This is a genomic window from Paractinoplanes globisporus DSM 43857, assembly GCF_000379645.1.
Classification (GTDB): domain Bacteria; phylum Actinomycetota; class Actinomycetes; order Mycobacteriales; family Micromonosporaceae; genus Actinoplanes; species Actinoplanes globisporus.
In genome coordinates this window covers 39,367-56,331 of record NZ_KB903331.1, presented here as the reverse complement: position 1 = coordinate 56,331, position 16,965 = coordinate 39,367, and the positions used below count along the sequence as shown (strand labels likewise).

Below are 16,965 nucleotides of genomic sequence, written 5' to 3'. Positions count from 1 at the left end.
CCATGAGCTTGCAATGGCGTCGGGACCGGGCACACTAAGTGCTTTCGTGTCAAGGGCAGGAGATGACGTGCTTCCTCGGTCCGGTGATGTCATACACGTGACGAAGGCAGCGAGCGTCCAATTCGCGGCGCCGATGCTCTTCCGCGTCATCCGGGTCCACGACTGGCCGACGTACGAGGGCTGGATCTGGCTTGACGGCTACGAGCTCAACACCGCGGGCGACGCGGTGGAGAGACGCTCCATCTTCGTGCAGATCAGCGGTCTGCGCGCGGTCGGCAAGGCACCCGACCCGCGGGCCCGCAACGGTCGCCAGCCCGGCCTGGGCACGGGCACCATTCCGGCCCGCGCCCGCACGAACCGCTAGCCGCCCGCGGTCGTGGTGACCGTCGCCGTCGGCGTGGTGGTGGCGGCACCCTCCTGAGCGACCACGATGGTGACTCGCGTGTCCGGTGGTACCTCCTGCCCCTCCGCCGGATCACTGTCGATCACCGTCCCGGGCGCCGCCGTGCTGTTCAGGTAGAGCACCCGGTACCGCAGGCCGGTGCGGTTCAGCGCGGCTCGCGCCTCCGCCAGCGGCAGCCCGCGCAGCGCCGGCACGGTCACGGCGGCCGTCGGCTCCTGGGTCGTGGCCGTCGTGGTCGGAACGGTCGTCGGCTCGCTCGACGGCGCGGTCGAGGTCGTGGCCGCGGCGCTCGGCGCGGGCGACGGCGGGTTCGTCGTGACCACCGCCGTGGGCGGCGTCGTCGGCACCGGGCTGGGGTTGTCGCCCGAGTTCTGCACGATGAGGTAGATCGCCCAGGCCAGCACGCCGAGCAGCACCAGCACGATGATCCCGACGACGATCGGCAACCACCAGCGGTCACGCTCGCCCGTCACCGGCGGCACCGGACCATCCGACCAGTCGGTGTCGTAGATGCTCTGCCCTGGGCGAGGCGCCCGCACGGATGCCCGACCCGCCCAGACCGACCAGTCCTCCTCCGACGACGAGGACGACGGTGAGGGAGACGACGGCGAAGGCGTCGAGGACGACGGCGAGACCTGGGTCGCGTCGTCGGCGAGGGTGTCGTCGAGCCGTTTCTGGGGAACGGTGTCATCGCCGGCGGGCGGGACGCTCCGCGTCTCGTCGCTCTCGTCGGACATGGCCGCTCCTCCGCGTCGTCACCCGCCCGGGTCAACGTATCCAATCTTGCGGGACGCGTGTTAACTGGCGCTCCCGATGAGACAACCGCCGATGGATTAGCAGGTGTAGGCAGTGACCGCTACAGTGCCCGGCATGGCCGACAAGGGCTGGACAGCACGGGTGGCCACCGCGGCCGGAGTGGCCGCGGGGACCGGTGCCGCGCAACTGGGTCTGGGCTACGGCCTGGGCGTCATCGTCTGGCCGATCACCGTGACTCAGGATCGCAGCGAGTGGCTGGGCAGCCTCGGCTGGGCCACCTGGATCACCGCGAGCGCCACGGTTCTGGGCGCCGTCATCGCGAGCCGGACGGGTGGGGCTCAAGCCGCGCGGCCCACCTGGCCCTGGCGGTTGGCCTACGCGATCTCCGCGGGGATCGGGGCCCTCGTGGCCGTCGCGCTCATCGCGCTTCCAGCAAGATCGGCCGTACGCCTCGACGCGCACACGCCACAGACGATCGCCGCCGGGTACGCCCTTCTCGGCGTGGCCCTCGGCGTCCTCATCGCGTTCTGGGCGGTCGGCTCCCGACCGGTCGCGGCCAACCTCATCGCCACCGCGGCCTGGCTGTGGGCGCTGGCGATCACCGCGATCGTCGTCGAGCTGAGCCTCAACCGCGACACCGCCACCTACCTGACGAGCTGGCAGTTCGTCGAGTCGACCACGACCCGGTACGGCGTGATCTATTGGCCCAGCGCGCTGCTCACCCTGATCGCGGCCTTCGTGATCGGCGTGATCGCGGTCGTCCCCGCCGTCCGCCGCGGCGATCTGGGCCTGGGCGCCGCCACCTCCGGCGCGGTCGGGCCGCTTCTGGTGGCCCTCTCCTTCCTGGCCCTCTCCCCTCGCCTGACCGGCACGCCCGGCCCGATCGAGTCGGCCTACCTGATCGCGCCGTACGCGGTCCTGGCCGGCCTGGCCGGTTCGGCCCTCACGGTCGCGGTGGCCAGGTCCGCGGCCCCGCGCACCCCCGCCGACGAGGTGGCACCCACCCCGGAGGACGAGGACGACCCCGACCGTACGGAAGACCTGCACCTCACCGACGCCACACAAGCCCCCGCCGCAAGCTCCGCGGCGGTAACCGGCCGGGCAAAGCCGTCCGCCCAGCCCGCGTCGGCCCAGCCTGCACTCGGCCAGCCCACGCCTGGCCAGCCTGCACCCGGCCAGCCTGCACCCGGCCAGCCCGCACCCGGCCAGCCCGCACCCGCTCAGCGGTCCGAGCCGACGCCCGCGCCACGCCCGGCACCCACGCCGAGGCCGTCCGGCACGCCCAAGCCCGACCCGGTGATCGGCACCGCCGCGACGCGCGCCCCGAACGCCCTCACCGACCCACCCAAAGCCCCCAGACCGGTCACCGATCCGCCCAAGGCTCCGTCGCCGATCGCCAACCACCCCGGCGCACTGGCGACCCCATCGTCCGCATCGGACGAAAACGGCGACCCGGAAATCGCCGCGGCCGCACGCACCGGTCGCCCCCGCGCCAAGAAGGCCGCTCCCAAGCCCCCCGAGCCCGAGTCCCCGAAGTCAACGGTCACGCCCCCACCGACCACGCCCACGGTCGCCCAGATCAACCCCAAGCCCCCCGCCACCTGAGCAGCCCATGCGCCAGCCGGTGGGCCCATCCGCCAGCCCGTCGGCCCATCCGCAAGCCGGTCGCCCCGTCGGCCCATCCGCCAGCCGGTCGGCCCATCCGCAAGCCGGTCGGCGCATCGGCCCATCCGCCAGCCGGTCGGCGCATCGGCGCGTCGGCGCGTCAGTCCGTTGGCCAGGTGTGTACCGGCTCGTTGCTCTGTTGCAGGGCCCAGTACCGCATCAGCATGTCGTGCAGGGCGGCCTGCCGACTCAGGCCGCGGCGCAGCTCGGCGGTGCAGACGGCCTCGGTCTGCCAGCTGGCGCCGTTGCGGGCCGTGCGGCAGCGCTCCTCGATGATCCGCAGCAGCCGGTCGCGGTGGATGGGGTGGACGCCCAGCAGGTCGAGGCCGCGGTAGGCCCGGGGCAGCAGAACCGCGCGGACCAGCTCAGTCACCGGAATCTCGCCCAGCGTCGGCCAGTTCATGATCGCCGTGATGCCGTCGCGGGCGCCGCGGTGGAAGTTGTCCTCGGCGGTGGCGAACGGCAACCGGTGCCAGATCGGCCGCTCCTCCTCGGCGAGCTGGTGGATCAGGCCGAAGTAGAAGGCGGCGTTGGCCAGCAGGTCGACGACGGTCGGGCCGGACGGCAGCACCCGATTTTCCACGCGCAGATGCGGGCGGCCGTTCATGACGTCGTAGACCGGCCGGTTCCAGCGGTAGACCGTGCCGTTGTGCAGGCGCAACTCGCCGAGGTGCGGCACACCGCCGGCGGCCAGGACGCCCGCCGGGTCCTCGTCGGTCATGATCGGCAGGAGCGGCGGGAAAAACCGGACGTTCTCCTCGAAGAGGTCGAGCACCGAGTCGATCCAGCGCTCGCCGAACCAGACTCTCGGGCGTACACCCTGGGCCTTGAGCTCGTCCGGCCGCACGTCGGTGGCCTGTTCGAAAAGCGCGATCCGGGTCTCGGCCCACAGGCGCCGGCCGTGGAAGTACGGAGAGTTCGCACCGATCGCCACCTGCACCCCGGCGACGGCCTGCGACGCGTTCCAGTACCGGGCGAACCGGTCGGGCGACACCTGCCGGTGGAACTGCACGCTGGTGCAGGCGGCCTCGGGAGCGATCGAGTCGCTGGCGCTCTGCAGCCGCTCGATGCCGTGGATGTCGAGGTGGAACTGCTCGCCCCGCGCCACCGCCATCTCGTCGTTGAGCAGGCGATACCGGTGGTTCGCCGAGAGGTTCGCCAGCACCAGGTCGTCGGGGGTCAGCGTGGGCAGCATCCCGATCAGCACGATCCCGCTGTCGGCCTTCGCGGCACGATCGGCGGCCCGCCGCAGCGATTCGAGGATCTCCCGCTCGTACGCCCCGAAGCCGTCGCCCCCGATGAGCCGGGGCGGCGCGTTGAGCTCAAGGTTGAATTGCCCGAGCTCGGACTGGAATGTCGGGTCAGCCAGATAGCCGAGGACCTCGGCGTTGCGCATGGCCGGCCGTCCGTTGTCCTCGACGAGGTTGAGCTCGATCTCCAGCCCGGTCATCCCGTCGGCGGTCTCGAACGCGCCCTCGTCCAGCATCCGCGCGAACACGTCGAGACATCGGCGCACCTTGTGCCGATAGGTCACCCGGTCCTCGGGCGCAAAGGCGATGGTTGAGAGATCCTTGCCCACGTACCCTCCCGGCACAGCCAGGGACGAAACGGACTTTCGATCACCACCCTGTGAGCGAACATGTGCGCTCGGTCCACCTTGCCATCCCGCGGGGCCACTGCGCCAGACAGCAGCGAGCCGCCGTCCATGATGCGGACGGCGGCTCGACTGTGGACGATTTGCCGGAGATCAGTCCTGGCGAATGGCCTCGCCCTCGATCTCGATCTTGACCTTCTTGCCGACCATGACGCCGCCGGACTCAAGAGCCATGTTCCAGGTCAGGCCCCAGTCCTCGCGGTCGATCTCGGTGTGCGCGCTGAACGCGAAGATCGCCTTGCCGTAGCCGTTCACGGCGGCGCCCTCGAACTCCACGACCAGCTCGACCGGCTTGGTGGTGCCCTTGATGGTCAGCTCGCCGTCGAGCACGAACTCGGCGCCGGCGTGCGACTTGATACCGGTGGTACGGAACTCGAGCGTCGGGTACTTCTCGGCCTCGAAAAAGTCGCCGCTGCGCAGGTGGTTGTCGCGGTCGACCTGGCCGGTCTCGATGCTGGCGGCGACGATCGACGCGGAGACCGTGGACTGCAGCGGGTCCTCGCCGACGGTGATGGTCGCGGAGGCCTCGGCGAAGTGGCCACGAACCTTGGCGATCATGAGGTGCTTCGCCACAAATCCGACTCGCTTGTGCGCGGCGTCGAGCACGTAGGTGCCGGCAGCCGGGATCTGCAGACCCTCGAACGCACGGGTGGCAACGGACTCGGTCATGACTAGTTCCTTCTTTCGAGCACTGGTGGTCGTCTTTGCGTGACGTAACAACTATAGTCTGCGCAACATTCCACCTGTCAAGTGACTGGGTTAAGATGTAACCCGTGAGTACCAACCTGGATGACGACCGCTTCACCGCGGTCGGCTTGTTCACCGAGGCGTTTGTCGGGCTGACCGCCCGCTTCACCGCGCAGTTCGAGGAGCACCGCCTCTCCGCCGTCGAGTTCGAGGTGCTCATGCGCCTCGCCCGCTCGCCCCGCAACCGCCTGCGGATGACCGACCTGGCCGGTCAGACCTCGCTGTCCACCAGCGGTGTCACCCGCGTCGTCGACCGCATGGACCGCGACGGCCTGGTCCGCCGCGAGGCCTGTTCCAGCGACCGCCGCAGCTCGTACGCGGTGGTCACCGACGCGGGTCTGCGGCGTCTCGACGAGGTTCTGCCCGGTCATCTCGCCCTCGTGCAGCAGTGGTTCATCGGCCAGCTCACTCCCGACCAGCTGACGGGCCTGCTCGAGTCGCTGCGCACCATCCGTGACGCGGTCAACCCGTGCGCCACCGCCGGCAGCGGCGAGTCGGCCTCGGCCGAGGCGGCCTGATTCCATCGAAGCACGTCCCCGGCTCGTCGAGCGGCAAACCGGCAGAACTACCGGCAGAACCGGCCGATCCGAGGGTCCAAACGGACATATCTCCTCGATTGCGGGCGGGGCGCGGCTACTGTGATCAGCGCAAGGGGGATGCGGCGCGACCGAGGCGACTACGGGGCTGACGGGGGAGCTTCGTTCTCGCCGCTTAGTGGTGGGGCGTTGCGACGGCCGGCGCGTGGGGGGCACGAACGCCGGCCGTCCGCGCCCCGCGAGCTCAGCGCGATCAGCCCGCGGCGGCCAGTCGTTCCTGCTCACGGGGTAGCAAGGTGATGCCGCCCGCCTCGCACAGGTCCCGCAGCCGGCGCCGCGCGGCCGCCCGTTCCTGCTGGTCGGGCGTGCTGACGATGAAGCCGACCAGCGCCTCGACCACGTCCCGCTTGTCGTGCGCGCCGTCGTACGCCTCGGCCGCCCTCGCGAAGCACTCGGCCGCGTGTTTCTGCTCACCCTGCCTCAGCGCGATCGCCGCCTCGACCACCGCGGCCGGCCCGTCCGGCGGCAGCTCCTCGGGCAGTCGCAGCAGCTCCAGCACCTCGAGCGCCTCGTCGACCCGTCCCAGCTCGGCCAGCGCGAGTCCGATCGTGGCCCGCAGCCGGCGCCGGTGGTTGGGGTCGCCGACCCGCTCGAGCTCGGGCATCACGCCGCGGCCCAGCCGCTCGGCCTCGTCGGCCTTGCCGTCCAGCCGGGCCACCTCGGCGAGGTTGGCCATCGCGAGCGCCCGCAGCCGCTCCTCGCCGCACTGACTGGCCAGGTCGTCGACCGCCGCGAGCCGGCGCCGCGCCGCCGCCAGGTCGCCCTCGCGGATCTCGTGCCAGGTCAGGTTGTTCTCGGCGACGGCCATGTCACGGATCTTGTTTTCCCGGCGGGCCAGGGCCAGCGCCGCCATCCCGTGCCGGCGTGCCTCGTCGTAGCCGCCGATGGTCATGAACAGGCCGGCCAGCTGGGTGTGCGCAGCGAGCTGCCCGCCGACCGAGCCGAGCCGCTCGAACTCGGCCACGGCGGCGATCGCCGACCCGATCTCCTCAGCGCCGGCGCCGTGCTCGAGCGCGAGCTGGGCCAGCCCGACCTTGGCCCAGGCCCGGGTCGCCGGGTCGGCGTCGGCGGTGCGCGGGTCGTCCAGCAGGCGACGCAGCCACTGGCGGCCGCTGACATCCCGACCGCGGAACCGCCACCAGCGCGGCAGCGCGGCCGCGAGACGCAGTGCGGTGTGCGGGTCTTCGCCGGCCGCGAAGGCGAGCGCGGTGCCCAGGTCGCCGGAGACGTCGTCGAGCCGACCGGCCGCCTCGGCCAGCCGGACCCCGATCAGGTCGGGCGCGATCTGCTGGGCCAGGTCGGCCAGGACCAGCGCGTGCCGCCGCCGCGCCTCGGTCAGCTCGCCCTCGGCCGCGGCGCGCTCGGCCGCGTAGTCGCGGACGAACTCGAGCAGCCGGAACCGGACCGTGCGGCTGCCCCGGACACTGAGCAGGCCCAGCTCGAGCAGTCGGTCGAGCAGGTGGACGATGTCGGCGCCGTCGGTCTGCGCGCCGTCGGTCATCTGCTCGGCGAGCGCCAGCGACCAGCGGTACCGGAACATCGCGAGCAGTCGCAGCGCCCGCTGCTCGCCGGGGTTGAGCAGGCGGTAGCTGGCCGCCACGGCGTCGCGCAGCGAGACCGAGCCGGTGCCCGGACGATCGAGGTCGAGCAGGCGGTCGCCGTACCGGTCGAGGATCTCGGGGATGGTCAGCACGCGCCCGCGGGCCGCCGCGAGCTCGATCGCGAGCGGGAGGCCGCCGAGACGGCGGACCAGAGTGGCCAAGGGCGCGATCTCATCGGGCTCAACCTGGGTGCGGCGCACTCGGCCGAGACGTTCCAGGAAGAGACCCACCGCCGGGTACGCCTCGACGGCGGCCAGCGTGTCCGGTGTCTCGACCGGCGGTGCGACCAGCGGCGCCAGCGGCCAGACGCGCTCCGCGGGCAGGCCGACCGGATGCCGGCCGGTGGCGAGGAACCGCAGCGTCGGGATGCGGTCGAGCAGTCGGGTGAGCATCTCGGTGGTGGCGTCGGGCGAGCGCTCGACCGCGTCGACGAAGAGCAGCCCGGCCCGCCCGGCGAACCGGCCGACCAGGTCGTCGGGGTGGCCCACGGCGAAGGCGGCCGCGATGCTGCCGAGGATCTCGCCGATCGACGCGCCGTCGGTGATCACGATGCCGGCGACACCGCCCGGGTAGGCCTCGGCGACCCGGTGCGAGACCACGACGGCGAGGCTGGTCTTGCCGACCCCGGCGATGCCGACCAGGGTGACGCCGCGCGGCCCGTCGGGGGCGGTGAGCCGGGCGACGAGCTCGGCGACGTCGTCGTCGCGGCCGATCAGCTCGGTGGCCGGCGGGATCTGCAGGAATGAGGTGGTCGGCAGCGGCTCGTCGGCGGACTGGCCGCGGGCGGCGGCGAGAAACGCGTCGCGCTCGGCGCCGGAGAGGCCGAGCGCGGCGGCGAGCAGCTCGACCGTCGTGCGTTGCGGGCGGGAGGCTCGGCCGCGCTCGAGGTCACGAACGGTGCGCACTCCGATCGCGGCCCGTGCGGCCAGCTCTTCCTGGGTGAGCTTGGCCTGCAGCCTGTTCCGGCGCAGCACGGCATCGAAGCCTGAGCCGCTCTGGCCCGCTCCCTCTACCGCCATGGTGCGAACCTATGCACGTATGGGCGTACCGGCGAGCGGACATCCAACCATGTCGGAAAGCGGACGCAAAGCTTGCCGGTAAAGGCGGTAAATGTCCAGGTTAGAGGCCGAGCCCTCGAGCGATCAACATGCGCTGTACCTCGGACGTTCCCTCGCCGACCTCAAGGATCTTCGCGTCGCGGTAGAAGCGCCCGACCGCCGACTCGTTCATGAAGCCGTACCCGCCGTGGACCTGGGTCGCGTACCGGCTGTTCTCCATGGCGGCGTTGCTGGCGTTCAGCTTGGCGATCGCCGCGTACCGCTTGAAGTCCTCGCCGGCGAGCATCCGGGCCGCGGCGTCGTAGTAGCCGAGCCGAGCCGTGTGCGCCCGCATGTCCATGTCCGCGATCATGAACTGGACGGCCTGGTAGTTGCCGATCGAACGGCCGAACGCCTGGCGCTCGTTGGCGTACCGCACCGACTCGTCGACGCAGCCCTGGGCCAGGCCGACGGCGAGCGCCGCGATCGCGATCCGTCCCTCGTCGAGGATGCGCAGGAACTGGGCCAAGCCGCGACCGCGCGGGCCGAGCAGGTTACCGGCCGGGACGCGTACGTCGTCGAAGGAAAGCTCGTGGGTATCGGAGGCGCACCAGCCGACCTTGGAGTAGGCGGGCGCGACGGTGAAGCCCGGGGTGCCGGCCGGGACGATGATCGTGGAGAGCTCCTTCGAGCCGTCCGGGTTCGTCCCCGTCGCCGCCATCACGGTGACCAGCAGCGTCATGTCGGTGCCGGAGTTCGTGATGAACGCCTTGCTGCCGTTGATCACCCACTCGTTCGTCGACTCGTCGAGCACGGCGCGGGTGCGGATCGCGGCGGCGTCGGTGCCCGAGCCCGGCTCGGTGAGACCGAACGCGGCCAGCCCTTCACCGCTGGTCAGCCGGGGCAGCCACTGCTCCTTCTGCTCGGCCGTGCCGAACCGGTAGATCGGGGTGGCGCCCAGCGAGACGGCCGCCTCCAGGGTGACCGCCAGCGAGCTGTCCACTCTGGCCAGTTCCTCGAGCGCGATGCAGAGCGTGAAGTAGTCGCCGCCCATGCCGCCGTGCTCCTCGGCGAACGGCAGGCCGAACAGGCCCATCTTTCCCATCTGCCGCACCAGGTCGTACGGGAACGACTCACTCTCGTAGTGCTTGCCGATGACCGGCGCCACCTGCTCGCGGGCGAAGTCCCGCACGCTGGCACGCAGCGCCTCCTGCTCCTCGTTGAGCCGGAAGTCGACCATGTCCCCACTCCTGTCAGACTGGCGTGACGCCGTGACGGCGCCGGGAGAAGCCGCGCTCCTTGCCGCGGGCGGCGGCGAGGCGGCTGATGATTTCGGTACGCAGGTCGGCCGGCTCGACGACCGCATCGACGACCAGTTCGCTGGCCAGCCGCATGATGTCGATGTCGCGCTCGTACTCGGCGCGGCGCTCCGCGACGAACGCGGCCCGCTCCTCGTCCGAGCCGAGCGCGGCGATCTTGTTGGCGTAGACCGCGTTGACCGCGGCCTCGGCGCCCATCACCGCGATCTTGGCGGTGGGCAGGGCGATCGTGGCGTCCGGGTCGAATCCGGGGCCGGCCATCGCGTACAGGCCGGCGCCGTAGGCCTTGCGGACCACCACGCAGATCTTGGGAACCGTGGCCTCGGAGACCGCGGTGATCATCTTGGCGCCGTGCCGGATGATGCCCTGTTTCTCGACCGCCGAGCCGACCATGAAGCCGGGCACGTCGGAGAGGAACAGCAGCGGCACGTTGAAGGCGTCGCAGAGCTGGATGAAGCGGGTCGCCTTGTCGGCCGAGTCGACGAAGAGCACCCCGCCCTTGAACATCGAGTTGTTGCCGAGTACCCCGATGACCTCGCCGTTCAGCCGGGCGAACCCGACCGTGAGCTCCTTCGCCCACAGGGCCTGGATCTCGAAGAACGAATCCTTGTCGACGAGCCCTTTGACGTACCGTCGCATGTCGAAGGCCTGACGCTCGCTCGCCGGAACCAACGCGGCCAGATCGATGCCCGAAGGATCTTTGGCCTCCGCCGCAGGCGGGAGGTTCTGCCAGTTGGACGGCAGGTAGGACAGGTAGGTGCGGACGGTGTCGAGCGCCTCCTGCTCGGTCTTGCAGAGGAAGTGCCCGACGCCCGACTCGGCGCAGTGCACGCGGGCGCCGCCCATCGCCTCGAGAGTCGTCTTCTCCCCCGTGACCATCTCGACCATGCGGTCGGAACCGAGGTACATGCTGGCGTTGCCGTCGACCATGGCAACCACATCGCAGAACGCCGGAATGTACGCCCCGCCGGCCGCGGACGGGCCGAACAGCGCGCACACCTGCGGGATCGAGCCGGAGGCCCGCACCTGGGTGTGGAAGATCTTGCCGGCGCCCCGGCGACCCGGGAAGAGGTCGACCTGGTCGGTGATGCGCGCGCCGGCCGAGTCGACCAGGTAGATCATCGGGACGCTGTACTGATAGGCCCGCTCGATGATGCGGATGATCTTTTCGACCGTGCGGGCGCCCCAGGATCCGGCCTTGACCGTGGAGTCGTTGGCCATGAGGCAGACGTCGCGGCCGGCTATCCGGGCGGTTCCGGTAATGACGCCGTCGGCGGGCAGGCCGTCGGCGAGACTGTTGGCATAGAGGCCGTCCTCGACGAAGGAGCCCTCGTCGACCAGCAGGGCGATCCGCTCGCGAGCGAACAGCTTGCCCTTGGCCGCGTTGGCCGCGTGGTACCGCTCGGCGCCGCCGGCCAGCACGCGCTTGCGTACCTGCGCGAGCGCCTCCTCGTCGATGGTCAACTCGTCCCTCCCGGTGGGCCCTTAACGAACGTTAGAACCTTAACGAGCGTTAGGGTAGCGCACCCGGTCGAGGGTCGACAACGACGGACGGGAGCCCCCGCCGGCTGCGGAGACTCCCGTCCGTTTTTCCTGCTTCCGGTGCCGTGGAGGGGCACCGGCCCTAACCGACGCCTCCTGGCGTCGCACGGGTCGCGCCCGGGACGGCGCTACCCGGATCTATCCCACTGTCAGTGCAGCGTGTTCAGCAGGCCCAGGCCGCCGACGGTCTCGGTCAGGCCGTCGACCGGCGAGCTCTCCCGGCCACCGGTGGCGTCGCTGCCCGAGCCGGTGGAGGCGGGCTGGGCCGCGCCGTAGCCGGCGTTGTCGCCCGCGTTGTCGCCGTAGCCGTTGCTCGCCGGCTGGGTGCCCTGGCCGTAGCCGTGGTCGCCCGCGCCCTGGGCGCCGTTGTCGCCGAGGTAGCTGCCGTCGTTGCCGCCGTTGTCGCCGGCGTTCTGGCCGCCGTTCCCGTGGCCGTGCCCGTTCCCGTTGCCGTGCCCGTTGCCGTGGCCGCCGTTGCCGTGCCCGCGGCCACCGTTGCCGATGCCCCAGCCCCAGTCGACGTTGTTGGCGCACAGGGCCGCCGCGTTGGCCTCACCGAGGATGCCCAGCGAGTTGCCGCAGACGTTGATCGGAACGCTGATCGGCACCGCGATCTGGGTCCCGTTCAGGATCCCGTTGTTGCTCCCGGTGGCCTGGACCACGTCCGGACCGCCGCCCTCGGTGACGTGGGCGCTTTCCTTCTTCCAGCCCTTGCCGCGGTGCACGAGCACGTTGTTGCCGCAGAGCGCGCGGGAGTTCGCCTCGCCGAGCAAGGCCAGCGAGTTGCCGCAGACGTTGATCGGAACACTGATCGGCACCGCGACCTGGGTCCCGTTCAGGATCCCGTTGTTGGCCCCGGTCACCTGCGCAGTGCTACCCGGCCAGAGGCCCTCGGTGGTCTGCGCGCTCTCGGTCTTGCGGCCGCCGACGTTGTTGGCGCCGACACCGGTCGCGTTGGCCTCGCCCAGCACCGCCGCCGAGTTGCCGACCGCGTTGATCGGAACGCTGATCGGCACGAGCACCTGGGTGCCGTTGAGGATGCCGTTGTTGGCGCCGGTGGCCTGGATGTCCCGGGCGCTCTCGGTGTTGTTGACACCGACGCCCTGCGAGTTCGCCTCGCCGAGGATGCCCACCGAGTTGCCGACGATGTTGACCGGGATCCGCACCGGGATCGCGATCTGCGTGCCGTTGGCGATGCCGTTGTTGGCACCGGTCACCTGGCGGGTGTCGGCGTTGGCGGCGCCCGGGGCGAACAGCAGGGCGCCAGCGGCCAGGACACCGACGCTCAGAGTCTTGCGAACCCAACTCTTCATGCGAAGAAATGCCTTTCAGAAATGTTTCGGCGAATGGTGTGACATATTCAGTTAGCGGCGTTCCGGAACTGCATTTCGGGCGCAGCGGTGCCCTGGCTCTTTTCTTCTGCCCTGACTCCGCTTGTCGACGCGCGCCCCTGTGGGGCTTCGGTGTGCGGTTGCGTGATGGAGGCGTCGTGCGATTCGCCGCTTGTTCGCAAGCGGTTGGGGAATCGACCCGGTACGCGGACACCGAAGCCGGTGCCGGCCGGTTGCCGGCGGTCGGGCGGACCGCCGGACGCCATCACTCAGTCAGGTGAGACGGTCGGCGCCTCGGCGTCGTGGCACCGGACCTGGACGTCGGCGACGATCGGCAGCCGATGGCAGGCCATCGAGCTGTTCGCGATCGTGGCCGGCAGGAAGGCCGCGGAGGCACCTTCCGTCCTCATCCCCGACCCGCTGGTCGGAGTTCCGCTGACGTCCCCGAGGTGCAGCTGTAGTGGTGCGGCAGGAACGTCACCGCCGGTTTGTTCCTCGCTCGCCGTCGCCCGCTCGGTGACCGCCGGATGAGCGGCCCGGTGCCGATGGGCTATGCGGTGGGCGATGGCCTTGGCGTGCTGCTGTGCCGTGCTACCGGCGCCCGGTCGTTCGGACGGCGCGGACAGCCCGGGCCCTCGCGGGGCCGTCGGGGCCGGGAGCGCGTCCTCAGCGGCGACGGTGTCGGTCACCTCGGCGGCGACGATGTCGGTCGCCGTGGCGCCGGTCGTATCGGTCCGGGTGGTGACGACAGTGTCGGTCGTCTTGTCGACGGCCGTGTCGGCCACCGCGGCGATGATCTGCTGCGGGACGAGCTCCGAGCCGCCGGTGAGGCGGAGTGGGCCGGCAACCTCCCGCAGGACCGCGTCGACCCCGCCGGCGGCGGTGTCCACTGTGGTCCCGATGTGGCCGTGGGCGACCTCGCTCACGGTTTCCGCAGGCCGGGCGAGCACCCGCTGCGGAACCTCGAGAATGTCGGCCACGACGTGGTGCTGGTGGGCCGGGACGGCCTCCAGCGGCTGGGCGGCCGCTGTCAGGAGTCCGGAGACCGGCGCGATGGCGTCGCCGTCGACGACCGTGCCGAGCAACGAGCCGTCGGGCTCGTCCGCCCGGTCCGCGGCTTGCGCGGCGGCACCGGTGAGCAGCCAGGCCGCACCGGCCAGACCGCCGACGACGAGCAGGCGCAGACCCCACCGGCTCCAACGCCGCTCCGCCCCCTGGATGTGAGGCGGCAAGGGCGCCGGAACCCCGGCGGGGGACACGGACGGGTACGCGGCGCGCATGAAGCGCTTGCCCGCCATCCCCGTCATCGGTCCGCCCCTCGTCGTCGACTCTCGACCGGTGGCGGATCCGCCGGAACCCGGCGACATCGGCCACTCGTTATTGGTAACGAAGCGACCGAGCGGGGGTCACGCGGACAAATAGGAAAAATGATCGCAGCGCACTGCGGGGGAAATCACACCAATCTGGTACGCGGCCCGGCCCGGAGAACACCGGACGGAAGAGTGCGGCCGAGCAGTTTCTCGGCCATCTCGGCCGTTTCGATCAGGCGGTCCAGGTCGATTCCGGTGTCGATGCCCATGTCGTGCAGCATGTGGACGACCTCCTCGGTCGCCACGTTGCCCGAGGCGCCCGGGGCGTAGGGGCAGCCGCCGATGCCGCCGGCACTCGCGTCGAACTCGGTCACCCCGAGTTCCAGGGCCGTCAGGATGTTCGCGAGCCCCGTACCCCTCGTGTTGTGGAAGTGCAGGAGATCGGGGCGTACGGCCGAAAGAAGGTCACGGACCCGGCGGGGAGTCGCCATGCCGGTCGTGTCGCCGAAGGCAATGCGGTCCGCGCCGTCGGCGCGGACGCGAGCGACGATGCCCGCCACCCGCTCGGGGTCGATGTCGCCCTCGAACGGGCAGCCGAAACTGGTCGCCACGATGACCTCGAGACTGGCGCCGGCCTCGTGCACGAGCGGGATCAGGGCGGCGATGTCCTCGACCGACTCCTCTGTGGACCGGTTGAGGTTGCGGCGGTTGTGCGTGTCGCTCGCCGAGACCACGACCTCGATCTCGCGGAATCCCGCGGCGAGGGCTCGCTGCGCGCCCCGGGTGTTAGGAATGAGGGCCGAATACCTAACGTCCGGATTTTTCCGTATATTGGCCCAGACGTCGTCGGCGTCGGCCATCTGCGGAATGGCCTTGGGGTGGACGAAGGAAACCGCCTCGATGCGCCCGACGCCCGTTTCGCTCAACGCGTCGATCAGGCGGACCTTGGACTCGGTCGGGATCGGCTCCTCGTTCTGCAGACCGTCCCGCGGGGCGACCTCGCGAATGCTGACCGACGACGTCATGGGGGTCACCTCATCCGGGAAACGATGCCGGTGTCGTAGTCGCCGGAGAGAAACTCCTCGTTCTCCAGCAGCTCGGCGAAGAAAGGCAGGTTGTTCTTGGGGCCGGCGATCTGGAAGCCCGCCACCGCGGCCCGCGCCTTGGCGATCGCGTCGGCCCGGTCGGCGCCGAAGAGGATCAGCTTGGCCATGAGCGAGTCGTAGAACGGGGTGACGGTGGTGCCCGCGGCATAGCCCGAGTCGACGCGCACGCCGTCACCGGTCGGCTCGACCCAGGTCGCGACCTTGCCGGGGCCCGGGAGGAAGCGCTTCGGGTCCTCGGCGTTGACCCGCAGCTCGATCGCGTGGCCGCTGGTCTGTGCGGTGTGGTCGAAGGTCACCGGCTCGCCGGAGGCGATCAACAGCTGCTGTTCGACCAGATCGATGCCGTGGATCAGCTCGGTGATCGGGTGCTCGACCTGGAGCCGCGTGTTCATCTCAAGGAAGAAGAAGTCGCCGGTCTCGGGGTCGAGCAGGCACTCGACCGTGCCCGCGTTGCGGTAGTCGACCGCCTCGCCCGCGGTGACGGCAGCGGCCAGGATGCGCTGCCGCAATGCCGGGTCGACCGCCGGGGACGGCGCCTCCTCCACCAGTTTCTGGTTGCGGCGCTGCACCGAGCACTCGCGCTCGCTCAGCGCGATCACCCGGCCGTCGGCGAGGCCGAGGATCTGCACCTCGACGTGGCGCACCCGGGGGAAGTAGCGCTCGATCAGCACCGAGCCGTCGCCGAACATCCGCTCGGCGAACGCGCGAACCTTGTCGTACTCGGTACGCAGGCTTTTCTCGTCGGCGGCGACCGCCATGCCCATGCCACCGCCGCCGGCCGCGGCCTTGACCATCACCGGATAGCCGATGGCGGTGGCCGCCTCGACCGCCGCCTCGACGGTGGCGGCCGGGTCGTGGGTGCCCGGTGCGACCGGGACGCCGGCCGCGGCCATCAGGTTCCGGGCGTTGATCTTGTCGCCCATCGCGGCGATCGCGGCGGCGGGCGGACCGACCCAGATCAGGCCGTGGTCCTCGACCGCGCGGGCGAAGTCGGCGTTCTCGCTGAGGAAGCCGTAGCCGGGGTGGATGGCCTGGGCGCCGGTCGCCTTAGCGGCGGCGAGGATGGCCTCGGCGTTGCGGTAGCTCTGCGGCGCGCCGATGTTCACCGTCTCGTCGGCCTCGGCGACGAACGGCAGGTCGGCGTCGGCCTCGGAGTGGACCGCGATCGTGCGGACACCCAGGCGCTTGGCGGTGCGGATGACCCGGCGGGCGATCTCGCCCCGGTTGGCGATGAGCAGCGACTCGATCATCGTCACCGACCCAGCAACGCGTGGCCGGTCGCGTCGCGCAGCAGGGCCGCGCGGCGGCGACGGTCGACCTCGCCGCCCAGGAACGGCGTGGAGTTCATCAGGCCGAACGCCGAGTGGGCGAGCACCCGCGCCTCGGCCGGCTCGAGCTCGGGCCGCAGCTTGCCCAGCACGACCACCCATTCCTCGACGTAGAGGCGCTGCAGGCGGCGGATCTGCCGGCGAGGCTCGTCGGGCAGGCGGTCGAGCTCGTGCAGGTGCAGGGCGATGACGGCCGGGTTGGCCAGGGCGAACTCGACGTGGAAGTCGATCAGGTCGGCCAGCGCGGCGCCGGCGTCGTCGGGGTGCTCGGCCACCCGGGCCTTGCCGCCGTGCAGCAGGCCCTCGCTCACCGGGATCAGGGCGGCCACCAGCATGGCTTCCTTGCCGGCGAAGTGGTGGTAGAGCGCCGGACCGGTCACCCCGGCGGCCGAGCCGATGTCATCCATCGACACGCCGTGATAGCCGCGGGCCGCGAACAGGCCCACGGCGATCTCGAGGATCTCGTCGCGCCGCGAGCGCCGCCGGGGCGCGGGCGGCCCCGACCGCTGCTGCTGATCAACCGTCGTCACGTGGCCACTTTAACCCGCTGTCAAGGATTCGCCTTAACGG

Annotated in this window: 14 protein-coding genes; 3 read left to right on the top strand and 11 right to left on the bottom strand. The window is 70.9% G+C overall.

Features of this window, described 5'->3' with window-relative positions:
- Positions 1 to 67: 67 nt before the first annotated feature.
- On the top strand, positions 68 to 364 hold the full coding sequence (locus A3CQ_RS0139945; RefSeq protein WP_026206737.1) for a hypothetical protein: 297 nt from the start codon (positions 68 to 70) through the stop codon (positions 362 to 364).
- On the opposite strand, the gene A3CQ_RS55725 is transcribed toward A3CQ_RS0139945, so the two are convergent.
- The gene (locus A3CQ_RS55725; RefSeq protein ID WP_020516582.1) at positions 361 to 1,140 is read right to left on the bottom strand and encodes a PASTA domain-containing protein; all 780 of its coding nucleotides are present in this window, start codon (positions 1,138 to 1,140) and stop codon (positions 361 to 363) included. The two genes, A3CQ_RS0139945 and A3CQ_RS55725, sit on opposite strands and share 4 nt — an antisense overlap.
- A 112-nt stretch (positions 1,141 to 1,252) precedes the next feature.
- On the opposite strand from A3CQ_RS55725, the gene A3CQ_RS0139935 reads away from it, so the two are divergent.
- Entirely contained in the window at positions 1,253 to 2,764 is a 1,512-nt protein-coding gene (locus tag A3CQ_RS0139935; protein WP_211216769.1) for a Hansenula MRAKII killer toxin-resistant protein 1, read from the top strand.
- Between the two features lie 160 nt (positions 2,765 to 2,924).
- Here A3CQ_RS0139935 and A3CQ_RS0139930 read toward each other — a convergent pair whose 3' ends face one another.
- Positions 2,925 to 4,403: a glutamate-cysteine ligase family protein gene (locus tag A3CQ_RS0139930; RefSeq protein WP_026206735.1), complete on the bottom strand. Its 1,479-nt coding sequence runs from the start codon at positions 4,401 to 4,403 to the stop codon at positions 2,925 to 2,927.
- Positions 4,404 to 4,571: 168 nt separating this feature from the next.
- Positions 4,572 to 5,147 carry a YceI family protein gene (locus tag A3CQ_RS0139925; RefSeq protein WP_020516579.1) on the bottom strand — a complete coding sequence of 192 codons (576 nt, stop codon included), beginning with the start codon at positions 5,145 to 5,147 and terminating at the stop codon, positions 4,572 to 4,574.
- A gap of 104 nt (positions 5,148 to 5,251) precedes the next feature.
- Here A3CQ_RS0139925 and A3CQ_RS0139920 point away from each other — a divergent pair, with 104 nt between their 5' ends.
- Positions 5,252 to 5,743: a MarR family winged helix-turn-helix transcriptional regulator gene (locus A3CQ_RS0139920; RefSeq protein WP_020516578.1), complete on the top strand. Its 492-nt coding sequence runs from the start codon at positions 5,252 to 5,254 to the stop codon at positions 5,741 to 5,743.
- A gap of 271 nt (positions 5,744 to 6,014) precedes the next feature.
- Here the strand turns inward: A3CQ_RS0139920 and A3CQ_RS0139915 are convergent, their stop codons facing one another.
- The 8 genes from A3CQ_RS0139915 to A3CQ_RS0139880 all read right to left on the bottom strand — a co-directional run bounded on the left by A3CQ_RS0139915 (position 6,015) and on the right by A3CQ_RS0139880 (position 16,925).
- A complete protein-coding gene (locus tag A3CQ_RS0139915) occupies positions 6,015 to 8,441 on the bottom strand; it encodes an ATP-binding protein (RefSeq protein WP_026206734.1) in 2,427 nt (808 codons plus the stop codon).
- A gap of 100 nt (positions 8,442 to 8,541) precedes the next feature.
- Positions 8,542 to 9,699 carry an acyl-CoA dehydrogenase family protein gene (locus tag A3CQ_RS0139910; protein ID WP_020516576.1) on the bottom strand — a complete coding sequence of 386 codons (1,158 nt, stop codon included), beginning with the start codon at positions 9,697 to 9,699 and terminating at the stop codon, positions 8,542 to 8,544.
- A 13-nt stretch (positions 9,700 to 9,712) separates the two neighbouring features.
- Positions 9,713 to 11,242 (bottom strand): acyl-CoA carboxylase subunit beta, encoded by a 1,530-nt coding sequence (locus A3CQ_RS0139905; RefSeq protein ID WP_020516575.1) that lies wholly within the window; start codon positions 11,240 to 11,242, stop codon positions 9,713 to 9,715.
- Between the two features lie 227 nt (positions 11,243 to 11,469).
- On the bottom strand, positions 11,470 to 12,633 hold the full coding sequence (locus tag A3CQ_RS0139900; RefSeq protein ID WP_020516574.1) for a chaplin family protein: 1,164 nt from the start codon (positions 12,631 to 12,633) through the stop codon (positions 11,470 to 11,472).
- A gap of 287 nt (positions 12,634 to 12,920) precedes the next feature.
- Positions 12,921 to 13,958 carry a hypothetical protein gene (locus A3CQ_RS0139895; RefSeq protein WP_157296905.1) on the bottom strand — a complete coding sequence of 346 codons (1,038 nt, stop codon included), beginning with the start codon at positions 13,956 to 13,958 and terminating at the stop codon, positions 12,921 to 12,923.
- Positions 13,959 to 14,104: 146 nt separating this feature from the next.
- On the bottom strand, positions 14,105 to 14,986 hold the full coding sequence (locus tag A3CQ_RS0139890) for a hydroxymethylglutaryl-CoA lyase (RefSeq protein ID WP_020516572.1): 882 nt from the start codon (positions 14,984 to 14,986) through the stop codon (positions 14,105 to 14,107).
- A gap of 5 nt (positions 14,987 to 14,991) precedes the next feature.
- Positions 14,992 to 16,317: an acetyl-CoA carboxylase biotin carboxylase subunit gene (locus A3CQ_RS0139885; protein WP_026206733.1), complete on the bottom strand. Its 1,326-nt coding sequence runs from the start codon at positions 16,315 to 16,317 to the stop codon at positions 14,992 to 14,994.
- 2 nt (positions 16,318 to 16,319) lie between these two features.
- Positions 16,320 to 16,925 carry a TetR/AcrR family transcriptional regulator gene (locus A3CQ_RS0139880; RefSeq protein ID WP_020516570.1) on the bottom strand — a complete coding sequence of 202 codons (606 nt, stop codon included), beginning with the start codon at positions 16,923 to 16,925 and terminating at the stop codon, positions 16,320 to 16,322.
- Between the last annotated feature and the right edge of the window lie 40 nt (positions 16,926 to 16,965).

What these genes read in the sequence shown, in the direction of transcription:
- A3CQ_RS0139925 (WP_020516579.1), bottom strand. Translation starts at nt 5,147, where the DNA reads ATGACCGAGTCCGTTGCCACCCGTGCGTTCGAGGGTCTGCAGATCCCG.
- A3CQ_RS0139900 (WP_020516574.1), bottom strand. Translation starts at nt 12,633, where the DNA reads ATGAAGAGTTGGGTTCGCAAGACTCTGAGCGTCGGTGTCCTGGCCGCT.
- A3CQ_RS55725 (WP_020516582.1), bottom strand. Translation starts at nt 1,140, where the DNA reads ATGTCCGACGAGAGCGACGAGACGCGGAGCGTCCCGCCCGCCGGCGAT.
- A3CQ_RS0139890 (WP_020516572.1), bottom strand. Translation starts at nt 14,986, where the DNA reads ATGACGTCGTCGGTCAGCATTCGCGAGGTCGCCCCGCGGGACGGTCTG.
- A3CQ_RS0139895 (WP_157296905.1), bottom strand. Translation starts at nt 13,958, where the DNA reads ATGACGGGGATGGCGGGCAAGCGCTTCATGCGCGCCGCGTACCCGTCC.
- A3CQ_RS0139915 (WP_026206734.1), bottom strand. Translation starts at nt 8,441, where the DNA reads ATGGCGGTAGAGGGAGCGGGCCAGAGCGGCTCAGGCTTCGATGCCGTG.
- A3CQ_RS0139910 (WP_020516576.1), bottom strand. Translation starts at nt 9,699, where the DNA reads ATGGTCGACTTCCGGCTCAACGAGGAGCAGGAGGCGCTGCGTGCCAGC.
- A3CQ_RS0139885 (WP_026206733.1), bottom strand. Translation starts at nt 16,317, where the DNA reads ATGATCGAGTCGCTGCTCATCGCCAACCGGGGCGAGATCGCCCGCCGG.